This window comes from Geotalea uraniireducens Rf4 (assembly GCF_000016745.1).
In the GTDB taxonomy this organism is placed as follows: Bacteria; Desulfobacterota; Desulfuromonadia; order Geobacterales; family Geobacteraceae; genus Geotalea; species Geotalea uraniireducens.
This window is the reverse complement of record NC_009483.1, coordinates 3,531,619-3,554,639: the sequence shown is the minus strand read 5'-3', so window position 1 is coordinate 3,554,639 and position 23,021 is coordinate 3,531,619. Positions and strand designations below refer to the sequence as shown.

The 23,021-nt window shown below is 54.7% G+C and carries 17 protein-coding genes and 1 riboswitch; of the genes, 12 read left to right on the top strand and 5 right to left on the bottom strand.

All coding sequences use genetic code 11. The features are described from left to right. Positions 1 to 59: 59 nt before the first annotated feature. The 4 genes from GURA_RS22980 to GURA_RS15525 are packed head-to-tail and all read left to right on the top strand — an operon-like array spanning position 60 to position 3,531. Positions 60 to 1,058, top strand: a complete 999-nt coding sequence (locus GURA_RS22980; RefSeq protein WP_011939891.1) for a methyltransferase domain-containing protein — start codon at positions 60 to 62, stop codon at positions 1,056 to 1,058. A gap of 47 nt (positions 1,059 to 1,105) precedes the next feature. After that, positions 1,106 to 2,146 (top strand): family 20 glycosylhydrolase, encoded by a 1,041-nt coding sequence (locus tag GURA_RS15535; protein WP_041245494.1) that lies wholly within the window; start codon positions 1,106 to 1,108, stop codon positions 2,144 to 2,146. After that, a complete protein-coding gene (locus tag GURA_RS15530; RefSeq protein ID WP_011939889.1) occupies positions 2,130 to 3,221 on the top strand; it encodes a DUF1972 domain-containing protein in 1,092 nt (363 codons plus the stop codon). The genes GURA_RS15535 and GURA_RS15530 overlap by 17 nt, the downstream gene beginning before the upstream one ends. Then, entirely contained in the window at positions 3,154 to 3,531 is a 378-nt protein-coding gene (locus tag GURA_RS15525; RefSeq protein ID WP_157046224.1) for a glycosyltransferase family 2 protein, read from the top strand. Before GURA_RS15530 ends, GURA_RS15525 begins: the two co-directional genes overlap by 68 nt. 21 nt (positions 3,532 to 3,552) lie before the next feature. Here the strand turns inward: GURA_RS15525 and GURA_RS15520 are convergent, their stop codons facing one another. From GURA_RS15520 to GURA_RS22970, 4 genes are all read right to left on the bottom strand, one after another. Continuing rightward, positions 3,553 to 3,771, bottom strand: coding sequence for a hypothetical protein (locus tag GURA_RS15520; protein WP_011939888.1), 219 nt, complete (start codon positions 3,769 to 3,771; stop codon positions 3,553 to 3,555). Positions 3,772 to 3,951: 180 nt separating this feature from the next. Next, positions 3,952 to 7,878, bottom strand: a complete 3,927-nt coding sequence (locus GURA_RS22975) for an FG-GAP-like repeat-containing protein (protein ID WP_011939887.1) — start codon at positions 7,876 to 7,878, stop codon at positions 3,952 to 3,954. A 111-nt stretch (positions 7,879 to 7,989) separates the two neighbouring features. Beyond that, positions 7,990 to 8,439, bottom strand: a complete 450-nt coding sequence (locus GURA_RS15510) for a hypothetical protein (protein ID WP_011939886.1) — start codon at positions 8,437 to 8,439, stop codon at positions 7,990 to 7,992. Positions 8,440 to 8,504: 65 nt separating this feature from the next. Then, positions 8,505 to 10,307, bottom strand: coding sequence for an FKBP-type peptidyl-prolyl cis-trans isomerase (locus GURA_RS22970; RefSeq protein ID WP_011939885.1), 1,803 nt, complete (start codon positions 10,305 to 10,307; stop codon positions 8,505 to 8,507). Positions 10,308 to 10,406: 99 nt separating this feature from the next. Further along, positions 10,407 to 10,486: riboswitch (cyclic di-GMP riboswitch) on the bottom strand. Positions 10,487 to 10,897: 411 nt separating this feature from the next. Between GURA_RS22970 and GURA_RS15500 the strand changes: the two genes are divergently transcribed. After that, positions 10,898 to 12,589, top strand: coding sequence for a methyl-accepting chemotaxis protein (locus tag GURA_RS15500; RefSeq protein WP_011939884.1), 1,692 nt, complete (start codon positions 10,898 to 10,900; stop codon positions 12,587 to 12,589). A gap of 186 nt (positions 12,590 to 12,775) precedes the next feature. On the opposite strand, the gene GURA_RS15495 is transcribed toward GURA_RS15500, so the two are convergent. Then, the gene (locus tag GURA_RS15495; protein WP_011939883.1) at positions 12,776 to 13,816 is read right to left on the bottom strand and encodes an STAS-like domain-containing protein; all 1,041 of its coding nucleotides are present in this window, start codon (positions 13,814 to 13,816) and stop codon (positions 12,776 to 12,778) included. A gap of 530 nt (positions 13,817 to 14,346) precedes the next feature. Between GURA_RS15495 and GURA_RS15490 the strand changes: the two genes are divergently transcribed. The 7 genes from GURA_RS15490 (at position 14,347) to GURA_RS15460 (ending at position 22,926) form a co-directional block, all read left to right on the top strand. Further along, positions 14,347 to 15,522, top strand: coding sequence for a thiolase family protein (locus GURA_RS15490; protein ID WP_011939882.1), 1,176 nt, complete (start codon positions 14,347 to 14,349; stop codon positions 15,520 to 15,522). A gap of 129 nt (positions 15,523 to 15,651) precedes the next feature. Further along, complete coding sequence (locus GURA_RS15485) at positions 15,652 to 16,497, top strand: 3-hydroxybutyryl-CoA dehydrogenase (protein ID WP_011939881.1); 846 nt, start codon at positions 15,652 to 15,654, stop codon at positions 16,495 to 16,497. 200 nt (positions 16,498 to 16,697) lie between these two features. Continuing rightward, a complete protein-coding gene (locus GURA_RS15480; protein ID WP_011939880.1) occupies positions 16,698 to 17,480 on the top strand; it encodes an enoyl-CoA hydratase/isomerase family protein in 783 nt (260 codons plus the stop codon). Between the two features lie 96 nt (positions 17,481 to 17,576). After that, positions 17,577 to 18,716 (top strand): acyl-CoA dehydrogenase, encoded by a 1,140-nt coding sequence (locus tag GURA_RS15475; protein ID WP_041245493.1) that lies wholly within the window; start codon positions 17,577 to 17,579, stop codon positions 18,714 to 18,716. Positions 18,717 to 18,828: 112 nt separating this feature from the next. Beyond that, positions 18,829 to 20,814 carry a heterodisulfide reductase-related iron-sulfur binding cluster gene (locus GURA_RS15470; protein WP_011939878.1) on the top strand — a complete coding sequence of 662 codons (1,986 nt, stop codon included), beginning with the start codon at positions 18,829 to 18,831 and terminating at the stop codon, positions 20,812 to 20,814. 137 nt (positions 20,815 to 20,951) lie between these two features. Next, entirely contained in the window at positions 20,952 to 21,728 is a 777-nt protein-coding gene (locus GURA_RS15465) for an electron transfer flavoprotein subunit beta/FixA family protein (RefSeq protein ID WP_041245492.1), read from the top strand. Positions 21,729 to 22,008: 280 nt separating this feature from the next. After that, positions 22,009 to 22,926 (top strand): electron transfer flavoprotein subunit alpha/FixB family protein, encoded by a 918-nt coding sequence (locus GURA_RS15460; protein ID WP_011939876.1) that lies wholly within the window; start codon positions 22,009 to 22,011, stop codon positions 22,924 to 22,926. Positions 22,927 to 23,021 lie beyond the last annotated feature (95 nt).

Here is a 23,021-nt window from a genome sequence, read left to right as displayed (position 1 = left end):
TTAAACCGGATAGCACATATTCCTTAACGTGTGTTGTGCATTAGAAATATAGAGGGAGCATGAATCACTCTTTATCTGAACCGGCGGAGTGTCCAATCTGTAAAGTTGGCTCGCTAGTAATAAGCTATCGTGCCACTCCACTTGACTACAGTGGCAACCATGACTATCCAATTCTTATTTGCTCTCAATGTGGTTATGGCAAAACAGGTGAGATTAAGCAACAACCACCCAATTTGTACGCGGGCGGTTGTTACGATGTACGAGAGAAAGCGTGGCACAGGTTAATTAAGCCTTTGCTGTCAGCATTAGAACAAGGAAAGCTTTGCTACTTGGGAGTCAACAAAGAGATTCTTGGCAAGAAACTGCTTGAAATTGGGTGTGGCAAAGGACGCTTTTTGGAAGTCGCCAAGAAACACGGGGTTCAAGTTTATGGAATTGAACCATCGCCGCGCAGTTTTGCCTTTGCTTCTGACCGATTAGGTAGCTCCGTTTCACCAATTGGGCTTAAGAAAATTGATGAGGCACCATCATTCCCGAGCAAATTCGACTACGTAATGCTCTGGCATGTATTGGAGCACTTAAGTGATCCTGGTTCAGTTCTGTCCAAAATCAAGGAAAAACTGGAATCAGATGGTCGAGTGGTAATTGCCGTGCCCAACTTTGCAAGTTTCCAAGCGCGACTTGGAAAGTCTGATTGGTACCACTTAGATCCACCCCGCCACATGCATCATTTTACTCCACAAAGTCTGCACACTTTAGTTGTCGCAAAAGGTTATGAAGTCAAAAAAATATTCTTCAATTCCCTCTATCAGAACTTTGTTGGCGATCTAATTACACTCATCAATAAAATTTTGCCTGGCAATAATGTAGTTTTCAATGGATTAAGAATTAATCGCGCATATCTGGATCGCTTTGGTGCTTGGGGGGCTTGGGCGATGTTCATATTTGGTTCAGCACTGAGCCTATTAATTGCGCTTCCAGTGCTTTTATTTACTTTGTTTAGTCAGCTAATTGGTAGGTCTGGCACAATGGTTGTGATTATTAAACCAACAAAGTAGTTCGCGATTGGATAAAAAGCACGCGGAACTTTAAAGGAGTATTGCTCATGCGTAATTCACTTTGTATTAAAGCATGTGTATTCATCAGCCTGTTAATATTCTGTCGGGGCGGTTTTGCTATGCAAAGTGTTCCTAATTTAACGAATCAAATTGCAGCAGAAAGAACACCTAAGGATGTAGGAAACACTGCTCATGCGCTGCGGGTGTTACACTTTCCGCTTGGGGAGTTATCTTTAATCGATGCCAAGCATTGGGTAGATAAGGCCGCGACAGCACGTTTTAATGCAATTGTGCTGATGATTTGGGGTGGAGTTAAGCTGAATTCCTCCCCTTGGGCAACCATTAAGTATCCATTGACTCCCGCTGACCTTGCGGAATGGGCCGCATATACAAAAGGAAAAGGGCTTGATGTTATCATCGGTGTGCAATTGCTTTCCCATCAAGAGTTTTTTCTTCAGGAGACACGTCCTGAACTCATGTTTAACCATATAACATATGACCCACGTAAAGCAGAGGTACAGAAGATCGTTTTTGCCGTTCTTGATGAAGTGATTGACCTGGCACACCCCAAGGCAATTCATATTGGACACGATGAAGTATTTAATCCATCAGAACTTAAGAAATGGCGTGGCGTGGATGAAAAAGCGTTGCCCGCAAAACTTTTTTTGCAAGACGTGTTACAAATTCATGCGCACTTGAAGAAACGCGGTGTTGAAACTTGGATGTGGGGTGATATGTTGATTTCTCCAGATGAGTTTCCAGATATGAACCCAGAAAATCTTAATGGCGTAATACCCGGTTACGGAAAGTTGTTAAGAGCAAAGATCCCCAAGGACATTGTAATTTGTGATTGGCATTATCGCCCTAGTCAGGGATTCCCATCAATAGATACATTTCGCCGTGAGGGTTTTCGGGTAATGGGTGCGACTTGGGAAAACCAACAAACGATACAAAGTTTTAGTCGCTATGCTAAGGAACATAACGCATATGGAATGATGGCTACGATTTGGTACGACGCACTTATTAATCCTGACAAGGTTGAGCGCATTATACGCATATCTGGTGAAGCGTTTGCTAATACCAAATAAAAGCATCGCCATTATTGGTACAGTGGGTGTGCCGGCCAATTATGGGGGCTTTGAGACACTGACTGAAAACCTTGTCCGATACCATGACGCATCATCGTTGCATGATCCAATCATGGTTTACTGTAGCAGCAGAAGCTATCCATCAAGAGAGCAATCTTTTCTTTCTGCGCAGCTCAAATACATCCCGCTCAATGCCAATGGTATGCAGAGCATTCCTTATGACATCTGGTCGTTTTTCTCTGCGGTTTGGAATCGCAGCGATGTGATTCTGCTGTTGGGTGTGTCGGGTGCGATCTCGCTGCCGTTGGTTCGGCTTTTCTCATCGGCGCGGATCATTACCAATATTGACGGCATTGAGTGGCGCCGTGAAAAGTGGCGAGGCTTGGCCAAGCGTTTCTTGCGCTTCTCGGAAAAGATGGCAGTGCATTTTTCGCACGAGGTGATAGCCGATAACGGGGCGATTGCCGAATACGTGAAGCAGACTTATGGAGTGGATAGTCATGTGATCGCCTACGGCGGCGATCATGCTGTGGCAGTTGAAGCGGCGGCGGTGGATGAATATAATTTGCCTGAAAGTTTTGCCTTTTCGGTTTGTCGTATTGAGCCGGAAAACAATGTGCATGTCATTCTTGATGCGTTTTCCAGGCTGGATGCGCATAACTTGGTAATGGTGGGTAACTGGAACAACAGCGAGTATGGCAGTACGATTCGCGAACGATATTCTGCTTGCAATAATCTTTTTTTACTCGATCCGATCTACGATATGGGCAAGCTCAAGACGCTACGCTCGCGAGCATCGTTTTATGTACACGGGCACTCTGCAGGCGGCACAAATCCTGCGCTGGTAGAGGCGATGCATTTTGGCAAGCCTGTGCTAGCGTTTGACTGTGACTTTAATCGTAGTACAGCGGAAGACAAGGCGTTTTTTTTTAAGAGTAGCGACGATTTGGTGCGACTAATGGAAACGATGAAGATGGACGTGGCCGAGAGAGTTGGGAGCGATATGGTTGAAATTGCTAATCGCCGCTACACTTGGCGCATTGTTGCACAACAGTATTTCGCTTTGCTTCAATGACCGCTACGAGATGAAAGATATTGGCTACGAGGATATTTGTGATGTGGAGTTCATGTCTGGCAGCTTCATGTTTTGCCGCACCGATGCGCTTACGGCGGTCGGCGGGTTCGACGACCGATACTTCATGTATTTAGAGGATGCTGATTTAAGCAGAAAGATCCAACAGGCCGGCTACCGGACCGTCTATTTTCCCACCGCAAAGGTAACACACTTATGGGAACGGGCATCGTACAAGAGCCTGCAAATGACCTGGATACATATACGAAGTGCTATTGCATACTTCAACAAGTGGGGTTGGAAATTTTTGTGAAATATGCAGAACCCTCAACGCTCACCAGGGCAGCCAGGCGGGAAAGTACAGAGGGTTTGTACCGGCATTATCCATTTCCAGGTGCAGATGCCGTACTCCCAATGCCTCGATGCGCGACACATACTTATCCCGGGGAGCAAGAACCGTAATCCGGTGTCCTTGCTCTTTGAGAGCTGCAATCAGGCGACTGCGGAAATTAAAGATATACCAGGTGGTATTGGCCGCAATAAAGATGTTCATGGGAACTCCGAGAGAAGTTCAATGATTTCCAAAGCGCCCCGTTGTCCTTCGCGTTCCGGCTGTGACGAGTCAACCGGTACTTTCAGGTAACGACCGAAAAAGCAACTCCGTTGACCGTCTGGCCGGATGGCGTGAACTGCCAACGGAGTTGCAATCTAAAACCCGGTAATCATAATGCTGCTATTGTCCCACAATCTTCCAGTTTTGATCTGCAAGTGTGGCGATCGTTCCCGTCCCTATCTGTGTTATCCCTTTCAGATACCATGTCATGTTCGCTCCGGTAGTGGTATTCCTCCACAGGATGTCCGGATAGACATCGCTGTTGAAGTCCCCGGTACCCACAATCTGCCAGCTCTGGTCGGTTAGTGTGGGGAAATAAGCAGACCCGGTGCGCGTTACTCCGTTCATATACCAGACCGCATTTTGGCCGTTAGAGGTATTTCTCCAGATGATGTCGGGTTTGCCGTCATCGTTGAAGTCGCGTACGCCCACTATCTTCCAGTTCTGGTCGGCTAATACGGGGAAATAAGCGGACCCCGTGCGCGTTACCCCGTTCATGTACCAGACCGAGTTCTGGCCGTTAGAGGTATTTCTCCAGAAGATATCGGGTTTTCCGTCATTGTTGGAGTCACCCACACCGACAATCTTCCAGTTTTGATCGGTTAATGTGGGAAGGAATGCGGATCCGGTGCGCGTTACCCCGTCCATGTACCAGACCGCGATCTGGCCGTTGGAGGTATTCCTCCAGAGGATGTCGGGTTTGCCGTCAGTGTTGAAATCACCCCTGCCCACGATCTTCCAGTTCTGATCGGTCATTGAGGGAATATATGCAGACGCCGTGCGCGTTACCCCGTCCAGGTACCAGAACGCGTTCAGGCCGTTAGAGGTGTTCCTCCAGAGGATGTCGTCCCTGGTGTTGGGATTCAGTATTGTCGACCGCATCATGTCGTTCTCTTCGTGGCTCAGGATGTGACAGTGCCACACGTATTCCAGTCCGAAGTTGGCCAACTGGTTCGTTTGGGGCGGCACAATGTCTCCGCCTGTCGTCGTGTCGAGCTGCGAGAATCCCATCGTGGAGCCGAAGGGTGTAGATGGGTTCAGAGGACGGATGCTGTTGGGGAGCGAGAACGGCACTATGGGAGTGGTCGGCCGGAGCGCGACGATCGTGTCCTCCAGCGGGCTTATCCTGACGGTGTCCTTCCACCCCAGCTCATTGGGGTCGGGGAGCCTGATGAACCCGTCCCAGCCAACCCTGTTGAGCAACTGCACGTCGAACAGGTGGAAATGTATGGGGTGTGTGTCCACGCCGTTGTGGGTGATCCGCCAGATCTGGACTCCGTTGTTGTTCACGACCTCGGTGGCCGGATCGACGTAGTTCTGGAGGATGAAGTTCTGGTTCGCGGCGTTGACGAACGGCACTTCGAGCCCCAGCTTGGCGCTCATCCGCCCGTAGTCGTCGAAGGTCTCGCCCATCTCGTCATGGAGGGCCTTGGCCTTCATCTTGAAATTGCTCACAATTGTGCCATCAACCTTCTGGAAGCTTATTGCGCTATCCGAGATTCTCGATACGCCCCAGTTCGGCCAGGTGGCGGGGAAAGTGGTGTTGTAAGTGGAATCGTAGGCACTCTGCCCCACGGGGATCTGCTCCTGGGACGACTGGAAAACGCCGGGTGTCGCACCGCCGGCAAAGGCAGTTTGCAGCGCGTTCAGGGTCGCCGGGTTGTAGTCATCGGGGGGCGCGGCGCCGCCGGTTCCCGCCACCGTGATCTGCATTACGGTCCGGACGTTGGGGCCAAAACCCGGCGGGATTGGGGCTGCACCGCCGATGTCGCGCCGGTCCGGGGCGCCCGTGTAGTAGTTATATTGTGGGACGAGCGCCGGGAAAGCGGTGGGAGCGTCGTTGTAGAGGATCAGGGTCTGACCGGCGTAGTTAGTGAGGTCGACGATGACGTCCGCCCGTTCAGCCGGACCGACGAAGAGCGTGCCGCCTCCGTCGGCCTGCTGGAGAACGTTCCCGACGTTGAACATGGTCGGGTCGAGGTTCCAGGCAACAGGCTGGTTGTTCAGTAGCACCGGCGCCGGCAGGAAGCCACTTTCGGTGCCGATCTGAATGAACGCGGGGCCCCTCGTCGCCGGATCGGGCACGCCACCTTCCCTGCCGTCCGCCGGCCACCTTGCAGGGAAGCCCGAGGTCGATGCCGCAGGCACCATGCCTACTTCCGTCAAGGCAGTGTAAACTGCTGCTGTTGCAGCGACGCCCGTTCCGCCGCCACCCGTGATGGAGACAGCCGGAGGAGATGTATACCCGCTCCCCACGGTAAGAAGGTCGATCGCAGTAACGGCGCCGGTTGCCGGATCGATCGTCGCTGCTGCAGTGGCGCCCGTCCCGCCGCCGCCGATGAGGGCGACCGTAGGAGCAGAAGTATAACCGGTCCCCCCGGTGACAACGGTGATGCCGCTGACGATAGGGGTGGCTTTATAAAGTTGCAGGTTGAGGAACCTGTCGTGTGAGGCGTTCAGGATCCGGAGGCGGTAAGGTTGCGCCTGTACCGGAAGAGTCGGGTAGACTGTTCCGTTGACCATCATGGTGTCCAGGAACGCTTCCGCCCCCCATGATACGTTGGGGGTGCCGGGGATCTCCGGCGGTTGGCCCGGATTGGTGCAAGGGCCGCCAGGGCCGCAGTCGTAATAGGGGTTTGCGACCGTACCAAACTCGATGCAGTACGGTTTCACCGCTTCGGGGTCGGACCCGCATATCGGGGGCGGCGGGAAGAACCAGGGGGCATAGTGCCACCGCCCCATGGCGTTCATCCCGCTCAGGTCGGGATTGAACGGGTTCTGGGCCGGCATGTAGACATGGGGCCACCAGAAGTCGCCGGTGACCGGCGGGCGAATGCCTCCGACCGGCGTGCCCGATCCCCAGTTCCAGGTGGGATCAGTGGCGCGGACGTAAGTCGGGCTGGCCGGGTTGCCGTCCACGAAGGTCTTGTCCTGGATGACGAGAGGAATCTGGGCGGTGGGAATCGTCCCGGCGGTGAAGGTTCGGCTGTTGATGGTCCCGCCGTCGCGCAGGGCAATCTCTACGGGGTCTTCAATCAGGTAGCCCGCAGCCTCGCCGACATAGACGTTGAGGCGGGTGATTCCCCAGGAATGGTCGTGGTAGAAGAGCAGCCTGGCGCTCTGCTCATTGGTGTAGTAGAAAGTCTGCGCGCCTGCACCGGGATTGTTCGTCGCTCCCCCAACCCCGCAGGTCGTCTGGCCCGCGCAGGCAGCAATCGTGTTCCCGGCCGCGTCGAACCACATATCGGGCACGTAGGCCACGCTGACCCCCTTGGCGTAGGGCGTGACCTCTCCAGCCGGGGTGATCCACTGGTGGGGGGTTCCGTCGCTGATCCACGGAGAGTGGCCGCCATGGAGGTGGAGGGTGGCCCGATTCTGCGCGAAATCACCGGTGATCGTGGGGCCGGGAGCCTTGGTCACCGGGTCATAATTGATCTCAAACATCCCCGAACCCATGACGGTGGTGTCTGTCGGGATGAATAGGTAGCCGCCGTCCCCGGTGGGCAGGCTGTTGATGAACTTGATGCGCACCGGTCTCCCATTCGTGCCGCCACCCGGCAAGGGTGCGTCCGGCGCATATCGCGGATCGTATTTCTTGGTAACGATCAGGGGGCCCAGGTAGTGGGGGGTCAACAGGTTGGGATCGGCAGTATTGAACTGCCTGTACCCCCTCAGCAGGGTCCCGCCTGTGGCTGCAGGGTCCATCTTGTTGCCGACGACCGCAGGAAGATCCGAATGCATCTGCTCGCGATACTGGACAACCTCGATTTCGTAGTAATCGGACCCCGGATAGGTTGTCGTATCCGGGACGGCAACCGGAATACACTGGCCGAGGGTGTTCGGCGTGGTGCACCCCAGAGGCGCCAGCGAGTCGACGAATTTCCTCAGGGGGGGGCTGTTGGCCCAGTTTGGGGTCTCGAAGTAGTCCGGGACACTGCCGGGCCCCGTCACGGGGGCGGCAAGGGCGCGGCCCGGGTCAAATACGCTGACAAGGGCGACTGCCGCCGATGCCAGACTCATCCATGTCAAAAATCTGCACCTGGACATGATATTCCCTCCTTTTGTGCTTGATTGCACCCATGTTCCTGTTGTTTCATCGTTGACCATTGTTCCGCCCGGTGATTTTCGGTTTTGACTTAAATCTGCATTTATCCGCGTTCAATTGCCGCTTTCACTGTCCATCGTGCCGAATGATCCGATCGCAGGGTTTGAATCCGGCATCATGTCGGGCATGGGGGGATCAACCTTGGCCGGTTTATCAAGCTGCTTCTGCCGTTCCTCCTGTATCAGCCTCATTCTCGATGCTTTTGCGGCATCCCTGAGTGATTTATTCGGCAAGCGCTCTCTATAAGCAATGAGCGCTTGCACGGCAGGTGATGGGGCTTTCGCAGCTGTCTGTGCCTGCGCTGCTTCCTGGGCCTGCACGGGTGTCTGTGCCTGCGGAGGTGCCTTTTCCTGCACGGCCGTTTTCGCCTGCACAGGTCCGTATTTTTCACTTCCTACACACACAGCCTCGTAATGGTCCGGATATTCGACAACCCGGCAGTCGGTAGCGGCGAAGACCATGCGAGGCAATAACACCATCGCCACCAACACAATTCTTCCCATGATTTCCCTACCTCCCTCTCCCCCCGGAAAACAGTCAAGACCGCGGCCGCAGGTTCAGCCCCGAATCACTTGATGGCGAGGAGCTCCACTTCAAAAACGAGCGTTGCGTTCGGCCCGATTTGTTTTCCCGATCCCCGCTCACCGTAAGCGAGCCGGGAAGGAATGAAGATCTGCCACTTCGAGCCCACCGGCATGAGCTTCATCGCCTCCTTCCAGCCGGCGATGAGTTGGGCAACCTTCAAGGCCGCGGGTTTCCCTGGTTCGGTACTGTCAAACTCGGTCCCGTTGATGAGAGCCCCCCGGTAGTTGACCTCCACCGTGTCCGCATCCGTCGGTTTCATGCCGTCACCAGCCTTGAGGGTCTTGTACTGCAACCCGCTCGGCAGGGTCACCACCCCTTCCTTCTGCGCATTCGCAGCCAGGAACGCCTCGCCCGCCTTCTTGTTCTCATCCGCCGCGATCACCCTGACCATTGCCTGCTTCTGCCGGGCCGCAGTCTGATACACGCCTATGGATTTGCGGAGCTCGTCATCGGGCAGGAGGAGCTTTCCGCCCGAGTGCGCGTCCCTCATTCCCTTTATCACGAGGTCCAGGTCGATCTCGACACCTTGCATCTTCAAGCTGTTGATCATGTTGACGCCGATGGCGTAATTTACCTTGTCCTTCTGGGTTTTGAGGTCCTGCGGCTCCCCGGCGCTCACCTGAGCGGTCAGCAGCACAATTCCCAGGACCACCAGCCATTTGAGTGTCATCATCATCTCTCCTTTTCGGGCAAAGTCCGGGCCGGCATCGTCATACGGCATGAGGACGGACGAATCCGCGCTCATACCGGCCGGCCGCAGCGTCTTGAGACGGCCTTTTTCCTGAGGCCGCCTCTGTGTAAGGCTTATGGCGAACAGGCTCAAGAGCAAAGAGGCATACAGCACTACGGCAAGGTATGACACCGACGTCTTGCCGGTAAGGGTGAGAGCAATACTGCCGAACACTGCCGTCAATGACCAGAACAGAAGCGCCACCTTCATAGGTGAAAGGTTTTCTACGATCAGGTAATGCAGGTGAAGGTTGTCTGCCTGGAACGGATTTTTTCCGTTCAGGAGCCTCACGAAAAGCACCCGGAGAGTATCGAATATGGGAATGAGAAGCACGAGTACCGGGAACATCGAATCCACGGACGAGTTCGCATCCTGGGTCAGGAATACGGCCATGATGGAAAGGGAGAAGCCCAGAAAGGTGCTTCCCGAGTCCCCCATGAAGATCCTGGCGTTGGGAAAGTTATAAAGGAGAAACGCGCCCAGTGCTCCCACGAAGGCGAAGCAGACCAATGCAACCACGATATTGCCCGCGATGACAGCGGCAATCCCCATAAACAGAAACCCCAGCAGCGATACACCGCCGGCAAGGCCGTTAAGACCGTCGAGAAGGTTGATGGCGTTTGTTATGCCGATGATGCTTAGGTAGGTAAAGGGGATACTGAGCCGCCCCAGGTCCAGCCTGCCCAGGGAACCGTAGGTCCCGATGTGATGCACAGCGATATTCCCGCCAAATATGACTATCGTTGCAGCTATCGCCATACCGGCAAATTTCGTTTTCCATCCAAGCGATTTAAGGTCGTCTATGATCCCCATGCCGACCAGAAAGCACGAAGCGACGATGAAGGATGTCAGGGCGCCGCTTTCGTTTTCCATGAACATAAATGGCAGCACTCCGACAAAGAACGCCACTCCCCCCCATCGTGGGGTTACCTTTTTGTGCGCCCGCCGCCCGCCCGGTACATCCAGGCACTTGCAAGCCTTCGCAAAGCGGATGACCAGCGGCGTGATAACGACAGTAAGCATGAACGAAGCGACACAGGGAAAAATGAATTTCATGTGCGAACTCCTTTAATAACTTGCTGTTGAACGTTTCCTCGGCAGTTTGACTTCTCTACGAAATAAAAAAAACCGAGTGCGCAAAAAGGTTTTCATTCCTTTGGCGGCTCGGCTGTCTCCATTCCGGAGGCCCGTGGCTTTCCGTTCCCCCCCTCACGAAGGGGTTGGCTTTGTCGGGATTTATATGTCGGTTGTTTAGAATTAAAGCCGAACTTTCACTCTTGTCAAGGAACGGGCAATAATAAATTGTTAAAAAATTTTACAATAAAATTTCTTGTTTTACGTGTTGCCCGGCAGCTTGCCTGATCAACACAGATCGTTCTTCTTCTTACTCAAATCCACCATCATATTTAAAATTCAATAGTATACTGAAGTGGCATGGATAGTTTTATAACATACTGTTTTTTCACAGGTAATCGGTCGTAACGAAACGCGGTTTATTTAGAGTAATCTTGCAGCATGCAAAAATTTATTAATTAACACTACGGCATGTTTGAAAAATAATAAAAATACGTTTTAAAATTCCTTAAGTCTCGGCGGGGTCAGCCGATAATTATACTACTGACAGTTTTAAACCGGGGGGTATAGCAATGGTAAAAAAACAGTTAAGTTTCCGTACCAAGGTCCTGTTGATGGTGTTAGCGAGCAGTATCGTCCTGGCGCTGGTCGTAAGCGCATTATTCCTGAAGGAATATTTTACGACGTATAACAATTTTATAGGTTCGTACAAGAAATCCCTCTATGCGGACTTCGATCGGCTTGCCAGGAGCGAAGTCGAGATTTCTCTAAGCATGCTGCAACGGGTCTTTGAGCGGAGCCAGAAGGGGGAAATTACCCTTGATGAAGCCAAAAAACAGGGCGCTGACCTGTTGCGAAACATCAAATACGGCCAGGACGGCTATATATGGGCCGACACCACCGAAGGGGTGAACGTCGTCATGCTCGGCAAGCCGATCGAGGGGACCAATCGCTTCAATCTTCAGGATGCAAAGGGGAAATACCTCATCCAGGAAATAATCAAGAACGGCATGCAGCAGGATGGCGGCTTTACCGACTACTGGTACCCGAAAAAAGATGGTCCTACGCCGTTTCCCAAGAGGAGCTATTCCCGGCTTTTTGCCCCGTTCGGCTGGGTTATCGGTACCGGCAATTATGTGGATGACATCGAAGCGATCGTGGCAAAAGCTGCCGAAGAAAATCTGCGCGCCCTGAAAAAGGGTGTTTATCAGATTCTCGGCGCGACATTCGTAATTTTGATCGGCATTTCTGTAATATCGATCTTTTTGACAAAAAGGCTGCTGCAGCATATCGGCACCGAGCCGATGCTGCTTGAAGACATCGCCGAAAGGGTGTCGAGAGGGGATTTGACGGTATCTCTGGATGATGCGGAATGCGGCATTTACGGCGCCATGAAGCGGATGGTCGAAAATCTCCGCATAATCATGGAACGGGTAAATCGCAGTTCCATGGAGGTTTCTGCAGCCTCTGCCGAACTCCAGGCAAACGCCAGGCAGACAGCGGAAAACTCCGGCGATGTGGTGAGTCAGGCCGGAAGCGTATCGACAGCCAGCGAGGAGATGGCTGCCACCAGTTCCGAGATTGCCAACAATTGCCACATGGCGGTGACAAGCTCCGAGCAGGCCAGCAACGCAGCGCAGAAGGGAGCTGAAATCGTCAAGTTGACGGTGAATGGCATGAATCAAATCGCAGTAAAGGTCAGGGATTCGGCAAAGGTGGTCGAACTGCTCGGCAACCGCTCGGAACAGATCGGTGAAATTGTCGGCACCATTGAAGATATAGCCGACCAGACCAATCTCCTGGCGCTTAACGCGGCCATAGAGGCGGCCAGGGCCGGCGAGCAGGGTAGGGGCTTTGCCGTTGTCGCCGACGAGGTGCGTGCCCTTGCAGAGCGGACCACCAAGGCTACCCGGGAAATCGGCGAAATGATCAAGAACATTCAGTCCGAAACCAAGCTGGCTGTCAAGGCGATGGAGGAGGGGGTCAAGGAGGTTGAAGTGGGCACGACAGAGGCTGCCAAGTCAGGCGAAGCGCTGGAAGAAATCCTCATTCAGATAAGCGGCGTGACGATGCAGATAAATCAGATTGCAACGGCAGCCGAGGAGCAAACCGCAACAACCCGTGAGATTACCAATAACATCCAGTCTATCTCCGATGTGGTGCAAATGAGTGCCAAGAGCTCGCAGGAGGTCAGTCTTGCTGCGGCCCAGCTTTCCGAGCTATCGGAAGAACTGAAGGGATTGGTTACACAGTTCAATACGTAGGAGCCGGCGGCGTACCGCTGCTTCTCCATTTCTGCCGCCAGGCAGCGAACGATTGAAAAAAAGCAAAAGGCAGTTTTCGAAGGGGCATGTTGTCCGGTCAAGTGTGACGGGCAGCATGCCCCTTTCGTATTTTCCAACTCACCTCCTTTAAAAAATAGGAAGTGTCTCGGTTTGGAATGCGTTGAATCAATCTTTAACACTAAGTTGATTAACTTCCGCATCACTGGAAGCGATGGCGCGGTCAATCATCCATTGAACGGACTCATTTGCATTAACTGGAATAAGATGTACGTGAGGATTTGCCAGTCTAAAAACTCTGAAAATTTCATCGGCAAAAGCTTGCCCGATTTCTTTTACCCTTTCAAAATCAAGGACAACCTCTCTAAACTTCTCCACACGCGCCAGAACTCGTTTTGCCTGAGAACGGGAAATCATATTCTCATCCCCGTACTGGGCTAGGTATACCGGAACAATGGTTTTATAAAAACCGGGATGGTCAACAGTTGCAAATTCGTTGAAAATCGCCCGTGTTGTTCGTTCACTAGAAATTCTTATATCCATAATAACGCCTGTCCCTGTGTGCGGGTTGTTCCCTTCATGCAACCAATCTGTATTTGTTAATGTATGCGAAAAATGTAGTTTCCCAGATATTATGTTATAGCGGTCAAACATCCTGCTGGTAAAAAAGATACCTTCTCCACTGTGACGAGAAGGGTCTGAGGTTAATTTCCCTTTCGAAAGTTCGAGTATTGCATGTAATTCATCATCAAGCTTGAAATCATTAGTTATTTTACGGAAAATGCCAATACCGTCATCACTTACCACTAACTCTATATTGTATGCTGTTCTCTCAACAGACACCAGAACGCTACTACCTCCGGAATGGTCAATGGCATTATTAAACATCTCGGTAAAACCATACTGACAAATTGATATAATATTTCCCGGCAAATTGTCCAGCAGCGGCCTGACAAATGTACGCCATGGAAAATCTTCAGTTATTCCTGGAGATAAATCAAAACGTTTCTGCTCACTTACAATTTTGACAAACTCATATTTTGCTGATTTTGTAGAACCAGTCATAATAAGAATGCCAGCATCGACAAGTTGTTTGATATGTTTTTGTGCTGCTTGCCGGGTGATATTGAATTTTTCGGCTATTGTCTGCGAAAGGTGCCCTGTTTTATTTTGGTAAATGGCTTCCAAAATGAAATCTTTTATATCCATGATCGACCTCGTTTAAATTATTGTAAACATTTTATATATTATTTGTAAACCATATTGTGATTATTTGTCAACCTAAAGTTCGTAAATAACTTGCAAATTCTTTTAACGTCTAAACATGATCCAAGACTCCTGCCTCCACAGCATTAAAAAATTTCCCCATTTTTTTCCTAAAACCTGGCAGGCAGCGCACGATTGAAAAAAAGTAAAAGGGAGTTTTCGAAGGGGCATGTTGTCCGGTCAGGTGTGACGGGCAACATGCCCCTTTCGTATTTTCTGGTAGTATTGCACTGGTGATGGAAGTCGTTTGTACGTGCATTCCCTTTACGTCAAATTATCGCGAGACGTGCGTGGGTTTGGAAAGCAAATACAATACAAACATTTTTACTTTCAGTAAAGCGCCTGTAGGCAAGGGGGTTGTGCGCGTAGCAAAGAAAAATTTATCATATTGTAGAAACATGTTTTAAATTTGATTGACATGCACGTAAACTGCTCTTATACTTGAATCAAATTTCGGCTTGTGGAGGTTGGCGATGAAAGACGTGTTTGTGGTTGAATCCCTGAGAACTCCATTCGGTTCTTTTGGCGGCGTGCTGTCGGACGTGGAAGCGCCGAAGCTGGCGGCAACGGTCATCGGTGCCGCGCTGGAACGGACCGGTCTTGACCCGGCGGCAGTCAGCGAAGTAATCCTTGGTCAGGTATTATCCGGCGGGGCGGGCCAAGCGCCGGCACGCCAGGCAATGCGGCTGGCGGGAATCCCTGACGGCGTTCACGCCATGACCATCAACAAGGTCTGCGGCAGCGGCCTCAAGTCGATCATGCTCGGCGCCGGTTCCATCATGCTCGGCGATTCGAACCTGGTTGTGGCTGGCGGCATGGAAAATATGTCGCTCACCCCCTTCATCCTGAAGAAGGCCCGCTACGGCTACCGGATGGGGCACGGCGAGCTTCTGGACCTGATGATTTATGACGGCTTGCAGGACCCGTACTCGGGGAAGCATATGGGCGATATCGCCGAGGCGGCCGTGGCGAAGCATGGTTTTTCCCGGGAGGAGCAGGATGAGTTCGCGGTCCGTTCGTACCGACTGGCCCAGGAGGCGGTGAAGGGCGGTGTGTTCAAGGACGAGATCGTCCCGGTGGTGAAAAACGGCAAGAAGGGGGATGAGGTTGTGGCGGACGACGAGGACCCGTTCAAGGTGGACTTCGCCAAGCTCACCCAGCTGCGGCCGGCATTCAAAAAAGACGGCGCCATCACCGCCGGCAACGCTTCCAGCATCAGCGACGGCGCGGCCGTGACGCTTCTGGCCGACGAAGGCGCCCTGAAAAAACACAACCTGAAGCCGCGGGCGCGGCTGGTCGCCTATGCCACCTACAGCATGCATCCCGAACTGTACACCGACGCCCCGGTGGGGGCGATCCAGGCGGCCTGCGCCAGGGCCGGGCTCAAGGTTGCCGACATCGACCTGTTCGAGATCAACGAGGCGTTTGCCGCGGTGACCATGATTGCCATAAAGCAACTGGGTCTCGACCCGGCGAAAGTCAACGTCAACGGCGGCGCCTGCGCCATCGGCCACCCCATCGGCGCCAGCGGCGCCAGGCTTGCGGCCACGGTCATTCGCGAACTGCACAGGCGGCAGTCACGCTACGGTCTGGCCACCCTCTGCATCGGCGGCGGAGAGGCGGTGGCGGTCATATTCGAAAGGGTTTAACTTCCCCCTCACCCTAGCCCTCTCCCACAAGGGGCGAGGGGATTTAAAAGCTCCCCTCCCTTGATGGGAGGGGGTGGGGGAGGGTGAACTAACGAGATGAATACTGTTCAGAGGTAAGGAGGGTAAAATATGTTCAAGGTAGTCGGTGTTATAGGCGCAGGCCAGATGGGGAGCGGGATAGCGCATGTCTTTGCCCAGCATGCCTACCAGGTTCTGATTTACGACATTTCCGGGGCGCAGTTGGAAAAGGCGCTGAAATCCATCGCACAGAACCTGGAGCGGCAGGCGAAGAAGGGGGTTATCTTCGAGACCAGCATCCAGGGGATCATGGGACGGATCGCCGTGACCAATGATTTGAACGACTTTTCAGTCTGCGACCTGGTGGTGGAGGCGGTGAGCGAGAATGAGGCGCTCAAGTTCGACCTGTTCCGCAAGCTGGACGAGATCGTGGGCAAGGATGCCATCCTGGCTTCCAATACTTCTTCCATATCCATTACCAGGATCGCCTCCGTTACCAGGCGGCCCGACAAGGTGGTCGGCATGCACTTCATGAATCCGGTGCCGGTCATGCAACTGGTCGAGGTGATTCGGGGGCTCGCCACCAGCGAAGAGACCTTCCAGGCCATCAGTTCCCTGGTCGACAAGCTGGGGAAAGAGATGGCTGTTTCCCAGGATTATCCCGGCTTCATCGTCAACCGGATACTGATTCCGATGATCAACGAGGCGGTCTTCGCCCTCTACGAGGGGATCGCGTCGGCCGAGGACATCGACAAGGGGATGAAACTCGGCACCAACCAGCCGATGGGACCGCTCACCCTGGCGGACTTCATCGGCCTGGACACGGTGCTTGCCATCTGCAATGTGCTCCATGACGGTTTCAAGGACCCCAAATATCGCCCCTGCCCGTTGTTGGTGAAGATGGTCAATGCCGGCTATCTGGGGAAAAAATCGGGTAGAGGGTTTTATAGCTATTAAATATCAACTTTCGCAGTTGCAAATTCCCCCTCCCCCTTCGATGGGGGAGGGATGGGGTGGGGGTGCAAAACAGTGATTCTTCGATATTTATTTTCACCCTCCCCCTAGCCCCCTCCCATCGAAGGGAGGGGGGATCATTTAGGGCCATCCGATGTTTTTTGCATAAATTAACCGGCAAAAACGATTTCAGGAGATCGACAATGGAAACAAAAAATATCCTCTTCGAAATAACCGACGGCATCGCCCTGGTCACGGTCAACCGGCCGGAGAGCCTCAATGCCCTTAACAGCCAAGTGCTCGGAGAGCTGGAGTGCACTCTCTACGAGATTGAGCACGATTCCGAGGCTCAGGTGGTGATCATCACCGGCGCCGGGGAGAAGGCCTTCGTTGCCGGAGCCGACATCAAGGAGATGGCGGCAATGACGGCTTACGAGGGGCACCGGTTCGCCCTTCAGGGGCAGCGGGTGATGCTCTTCATCGAAAAGATGACCAAACCGGTCATCGCCGCGGTGAACGGCTATGCCCTTGGCGGCGGGCTGGAGCTGGCCCTGGCCTGCGACATCATCTACGCTTCGGAGAATGCCCGGGTCGGCTTCCCCGAGGTCACCCTCGGCATCATTCCCGGCTTCGGCGGCACCCAGAACCTCTCCCGGCTCATCGGCCCCAACAAGGCCAGAGAGCTGGTCTTCAGCGGCCGGATGATCCCGGCCCAGAAGGCCCTGGCGTGGGGGATCGTCAACGAGGTCTTCCCCCGGGCGGAACTTGCCGGCAAGGTGATGGACCTGGCCCGGGAGATCGCCAAAAATGGCCTTCTCGGGGTCGGTTACGCCAAGAATGCCATCGTCAACGGCCTGAACATGGTCAAAGAGGACGGCTTCCGCTACGAGAGTTCCCTGTTCGGCGTGCTGTTTGCCACCGAGGACCAGAAAGAGGGGATGGGGGCGTTCGTGGAGAAGCGGAAAGCGGTGTTCAAGGGGAAATAACGACAACGGAACGTAGGGGCGCATGGCATGCGCCCAATGAAGGGCATGCGCAATGGGCGGACGCCGTCCGCCCCTACAAAAATACGGGGGTGTACCATGGATTTCGAGTTGAGCCAGGACCACAAAGTGCTGCAGGACGCTGTTCGCGATTTCGTTGAGAAGGAGATCAAGCCGATTGCCATGCAGATCGACGAGGAACACATGATCCCCGACGAGCTGGTGAAGAAGATGGGGGAGATGGGGTTCCTCGGCAGTTATCTCCCCGATGAGTACGGCGGGGCCGGGCTGGACATGCTTTCCTACGCCATCGTCGTCGAGGAGGTCTCCAAGGCCTGCGGTTCCAGCGGCGTCCTGATTTCGGCCCACACCTCCCTGGCCTGCGGCCCGATCTACACCTTCGGCACCGAAGAGCAGAAGCAGAAGTGGCTCCCGGCGCTGAATACGGGGGAGATCATCGGCTGTTTCCTCCTGACCGAGCCGGACGCGGGGAGCGACGCCGGCGCCATATCCACCACCTACAAGCGGGATGGGAACGATTTCGTCATCAACGGCTCCAAGATATTCATCACCAATGGGGGGTACAAAGGCACCGGCGTCCTCTTCGCTACCCATGACAAGAGTCTCAAGCATAAGGGGGTCTCGGCCTTCATCATCGACCTTCAGTCGCCGGGGGTCGAAATTCTCAAGAACGAGAAGAAGCTGGGCATCCGCGGCAGTTACACCACCGCCTTTGCCCTGGATAACGTGCGGATTCCGGCGGAGAACCTTTTGGGGCAGGAAGGGCAGGGGTTCAAGATCGCCATGGACACCCTGAACGGTGGCCGGATCGGCATTGCCTCCCAGGCGCTCGGCATTGCCGAAGGGGCCTTCGAGCGGGCCCTGGCCTACTCCAAGGAGCGGAAGCAGTTCGGCGCTCCCATCTGCGATCTGCAGGCGATCCAGTTCAAGCTGGCCGACATGTGGGCCCGGATCGAGACGAGCAAGCTGATGACCTACAAGGCCGCCTGCCTCAAGGATGCCAAGAAAAGCTACACCATGGAGTCGGCCATGTGCAAGATGCTTGCCTCGGAGGCAGCCACCTATGTCACCAAGGAAGCGATCCAGATCCACGGCGGCTACGGTTTCATCGTTGATTACGAGGTGGAGCGGATGTACCGCGACGCCAAGATTACCGAGATCTACGAGGGGACTAATGAGGTGCAGAGAGTAGTCATCTCGAAAATGCTGCTGGCGTAACGATGAATTTCTCCCCCCTTTGAGAAAGGGGGGCCGGGGGGGATTTGGCAACTGATGAAAATCCCCCTCAATCCCCCTTTTGCAAAGGGGGAAGTAAAATCGAGAGGCAGTTATGGAAGCAACCAGGGAAATCTATTGGAATGTGGGGTACGGGGTGATCCTCCCCATGTATCTGTTCACCGCCATTGCCGTTGCTGCCTGCGCCTATGGGTTCTATAAACGGGTGGAGGTCTATCGGCAGGGTAAAGAGCTCAATCGTCTCGATAACCTTTCCGAGCGCATCGTGCTGCTGGTGAAGAATCTCTTCGGCCAGATCAGGGTTCTGCGCGTGTCGGGGCCCGGGGTCCCCCACGCGCTCTTTTTCTGGGGCTTTGTCATTCTCTTCATCGGTACGCTCCTGGTCATGGCCCAGGCCGATTTCTCCCAGCCGCTCTTCAATGTGGTGATCCTCAAGGGGAGCTTCTACAAGCTCTACTCGCTGCTCCTCGACCTGGCCGGTTTCGTCGCCCTGCTCATGCTCTTCGGCCTTTCCCTGCGCCGCTTCCTGGTCAGGCCGGAAGGGCTCAAGACCACCAGAGACGACTACCTGATGCATATCCTTCTGACCGCCATCCTCCTCACCGGCTTCTTTGCCGAAGGGGTGCGGATCGCCGCCACAGAGCTGAAGAACAACCCTGAACTCGCCCGCTTCTCACCCATCGGCCTCTTCGTTGCCAACCAGTTTGCCGGCCTCGACGATCAGTCACTAAAGCAGCTGCACAAGTTGTGGTGGTGGGTCCATTTCTTCCTTGTAATGGGGTTCATCGTCACCATCCCGTTCAGCAAATTCCGGCACCTCTTCACCACCCCGGCCAACTATCTCCTCACCGACCTGCGGGAAAAAGGGGTCATCGCCACCATCAACCTGGAGGAAGAAGGGGCCGAGCATTTCGGGGTGGACAAGGTCGCCGACCTCTCCTGGAAGGATATTTTCGACGCCGATGCCTGCACCAGCTGCAAACGGTGCCAGGACCGCTGCCCGGCCTGGACCACCGACAAGCCGTTGTCGCCGATGAAGGTGGTGCAGCAGATCGGGGAAGTAGCCTTTGGCAACTCCGGGGCCAACCTGATCGAGACCGTCAGCCAGGATGCCCTCTGGTCATGCACCACCTGCCGATCCTGCCAGGAAATCTGCCCGGCCAATGTGGAGCACGTGAACAAGATCCTGGATATGAGGCGGAACCTGGTGCTGATGCAGGGGGAATTTCCCGGCGAAGAGGTGATGGTGGCCGTCAACAACATCGAGGTGAACGGCAACCCCTTCGGCATGGCCTATGCCGGCCGCGGCGACTGGACCGCTGGCCTCGATGTGCAGGTGATGGCCGACGGCGCCGACGTGGACATCCTTTACTTCGTCGGCTGCTACGCCTCCTTCGACAAGCGCAACCAGGAGGTGGCGAGGAGCTTCATCAAGATTTGCAACGCCGCCGGTGTCAGGGTGGGAATCCTCGGCAAAGAGGAGAAATGCTGCGGCGAGCCGCTGAGAAAGCTCGGTAACGAATATCTCTACCAGATGACCGCCGGCGAGAACATCGAGCTGATCAAGGCCTACGAGGTAAAGAAGATCGTTACCACCTGCCCCCACTGTCTCAATACCCTGGGGCGGGATTACAGGGACCTGGGGCTGGACGTGGCGGTCGAACACTACACCGTCTTCATCGAGAGCCTCATCAACAAGGGGGCACTGCCCATGGAGCCGCATCAGTTCGACTATACCTACCACGACTCCTGCTACCTGGGGAGATACAAGGACATCACCCGGGAGCCGCGCAACGTCCTCCACGCTGCCGGCGGAAGGATCACCGAGATGAAGAAGTCCGGCTACGAGAGCTTTTGCTGCGGCGCCGGCGGTGGCCGGATCCTGGCCGAGGAGAAGCTGGGGAGCCGGATCAACGTCACGCGTGTGCGGATGGCTCAAGAGACCGGGGCACCGCTTCTGATCTCCAACTGCCCCTTCTGTCTGACCATGTTCGAGGATGGCATCAAGACCGGCGACTGCGAAGGGGAGCTTAAGGTGCGGGATCTGGCGGAGGTCGTTGCCGAAAGAATCATACTGTAGGGGCACGGTTGCCGTGCCCCGGGCGGGGTTGCTGGGCGGGGAGTGGGCGGGGAGTGGGCGGGGAGTGGGCGGGGAGTGGGCGGGGAGTGGGCGGGGAGTGGGCGGGGAGACCCCGCCCCTACGAATCGGAGGTTCATATGAACATACTAGTCTGCATAAAACAGGTTCCGGATATGGAATCACGGTTCAAGATCAATTCTGAAGGGGTCTGGTACGACGAGGCCGATCTTGCCTATCGCATGAACGAATACGACGAATATGCGGTGGAGCAGGCGGTGCGGCTCAAGGAGCAGCTGGGGGGCGAGCCCGTGATTACCGTCCTCTCCATCGGCCCCGACCGGGTTGTTGAAGCGCTCAAGAAGGCGCTGGCCATGGGGTGCGACCGGGGTGTTCATGTCCGGGACAACCACCACTACCGGAAAGATCCCTGGCAGATGGCGTCCATCATCGCCGCATATGCCAAAGACCAGGGTTTCGACCTGATCTTCACCGGCATGCAGTCCCAGGACCGTGGCTCGGCCCAGGTGGGGGTGACCGTGGCCGAACTGCTCGGCTATGCCTGCGCCACCACCCTGGTCGGCTTTGCCTTCGATAACGGCGTGGTCACGGCGAAGAGGGAGCTGGAGGGTGGGACCAAGGGTGTGGTGAAGCTCAGGCTGCCGGCGCTCGTTACCTGTCAGCTGGGCCTGAATATCCCCCGTTATCCGACCCTCCCCAACATCATGAAAGCGAAGAAGAAGGAGATCCTCGCCCTGCCGGTTGCGGATCTGCTCAAGGAAGAGGGGCTTGTCACCACCGAACGGATGTACCCGCCGGCAAAGAAGGGAGGAGGCATCGTCCTGGAAGGGGATGTCGGCGACCTGGCCGACCGGCTGATCGGGATATTGAAAGAAAAGACCGCCGTATTGCGCTGATAAAAACAGAAGAGACAGCCTTTATCCTATAAAAAGCATTTTAACCACGAATTTGCACGAATTTGCACGAATATACAAGCTCTTGTGATGAAGAAGAATCTCACAAGATTGTTGACTACTCAAGACTTAACATGGGGTTAAAAACATTCGTGTTTATTCGTGTCATTCGTGGCTAACTGCCGTTTTTGGGTTTATTGATCTATCCTTTGAATTCTTTGCGACTTAGCGGTTCATTGATTTTAAACAGTACTTCCGGCTGGTCCGGAGTAAGGAGGTATATATGAAAGCGTTGCTCATCTGTGAATACCGGGAAGGAAAACTGCTCGACTCCACCTACGAACTTTTGGCATTTGCCGACCGGCTCGGCGCGGACAAGGCCATGGTGCTGATCGGCAGCGAGGCGGCAGCCCCCCGGTTCGACGGCAAGGTATACCTGGCCGATGCCGGCAAATATGGCGAATATAACCCTGATCTGCACAAGCAGATCGTGCTGGAGGCGGTGGCCAGGGAGAACCCCGATTACATCGTCTTCGTCCATTCCTCTTACGGCTGGGATCTGGCGCCGCGGGTGGCCGCGGCTCTCAGGGCAGGCCAGGTCTCGGAAATTGTCGGCATTGTCGACGGCAAGTTCGAGGTCACCTGCTGCAACGCCAAGATGCGAAGGTCGGTAGTGCCGAAAACGGCCCGGGCGGTCCTCACGATCCAGGCCGGCGCCTTCAGCTTTGCCGGTGAGCCCCACGGGACGCCGCAACTGGAGCAGCTGAGCCTTGCAGAAGCTGCATCCGGTGTGGAGTTCGTCGGTTACGAGGCGGCGGAAAAGAAGGACGTGGACCTGGCCAAGGCCGAGGTGATCGTCAGCGCCGGCCGCGGGGTGGGGAAGAAAGACAACGTGGCGGTTATTGCCGCCCTGGCCAAGGCGCTCGGGGGGGAACTGGGGGCGAGCCGCCCGGTGGTGGATGCGGGCTGGGTGGAGCACAGCCACCAGGTTGGGACCACCGGCCAGAGCGTCAGCCCGAAACTGTACGTGGCATGCGGCATCTCCGGTGCCATCCAGCACCTGGCAGGGATGAAGAAATCGGACTTTGTCGTCGCCATCAACAAGGACAAGGATGCCCCCATCGGTGAAGTGGCGGACGTGCTGGTGGTGGCGGATGTGATGCAGTTCGTGCCGGCCCTGACGGCGAAGTGCGCCAGATGACGCCGCTTCATGGACAGGTTCAGGTGAAACATTATTTCCAGAACGGCGTGCAGGCGCGGTTCGGGATCGAGAGGTAATTCCAATTTGCAATCAAG

Coding starts and splice junctions, on each gene's coding strand:
- GURA_RS22980 (WP_011939891.1), top strand. CDS start 60: ATGAATCACTCTTTATCTGAACCGGCGGAGTGTCCAATCTGTAAAGTT.
- GURA_RS15535 (WP_041245494.1), top strand. CDS start 1,106: ATGCGTAATTCACTTTGTATTAAAGCATGTGTATTCATCAGCCTGTTA.
- GURA_RS15520 (WP_011939888.1), bottom strand. CDS start 3,771: ATGAACATCTTTATTGCGGCCAATACCACCTGGTATATCTTTAATTTC.
- GURA_RS22975 (WP_011939887.1), bottom strand. CDS start 7,878: ATGTCCAGGTGCAGATTTTTGACATGGATGAGTCTGGCATCGGCGGCA.
- GURA_RS15510 (WP_011939886.1), bottom strand. CDS start 8,439: ATGGGAAGAATTGTGTTGGTGGCGATGGTGTTATTGCCTCGCATGGTC.
- GURA_RS22970 (WP_011939885.1), bottom strand. CDS start 10,307: ATGAAATTCATTTTTCCCTGTGTCGCTTCGTTCATGCTTACTGTCGTT.
- GURA_RS15500 (WP_011939884.1), top strand. CDS start 10,898: ATGGTAAAAAAACAGTTAAGTTTCCGTACCAAGGTCCTGTTGATGGTG.
- GURA_RS15495 (WP_011939883.1), bottom strand. CDS start 13,816: ATGGATATAAAAGATTTCATTTTGGAAGCCATTTACCAAAATAAAACA.
- GURA_RS15490 (WP_011939882.1), top strand. CDS start 14,347: ATGAAAGACGTGTTTGTGGTTGAATCCCTGAGAACTCCATTCGGTTCT.
- GURA_RS15485 (WP_011939881.1), top strand. CDS start 15,652: ATGTTCAAGGTAGTCGGTGTTATAGGCGCAGGCCAGATGGGGAGCGGG.
- GURA_RS15480 (WP_011939880.1), top strand. CDS start 16,698: ATGGAAACAAAAAATATCCTCTTCGAAATAACCGACGGCATCGCCCTG.
- GURA_RS15475 (WP_041245493.1), top strand. CDS start 17,577: ATGGATTTCGAGTTGAGCCAGGACCACAAAGTGCTGCAGGACGCTGTT.
- GURA_RS15470 (WP_011939878.1), top strand. CDS start 18,829: ATGGAAGCAACCAGGGAAATCTATTGGAATGTGGGGTACGGGGTGATC.
- GURA_RS15465 (WP_041245492.1), top strand. CDS start 20,952: ATGAACATACTAGTCTGCATAAAACAGGTTCCGGATATGGAATCACGG.
- GURA_RS15460 (WP_011939876.1), top strand. CDS start 22,009: ATGAAAGCGTTGCTCATCTGTGAATACCGGGAAGGAAAACTGCTCGAC.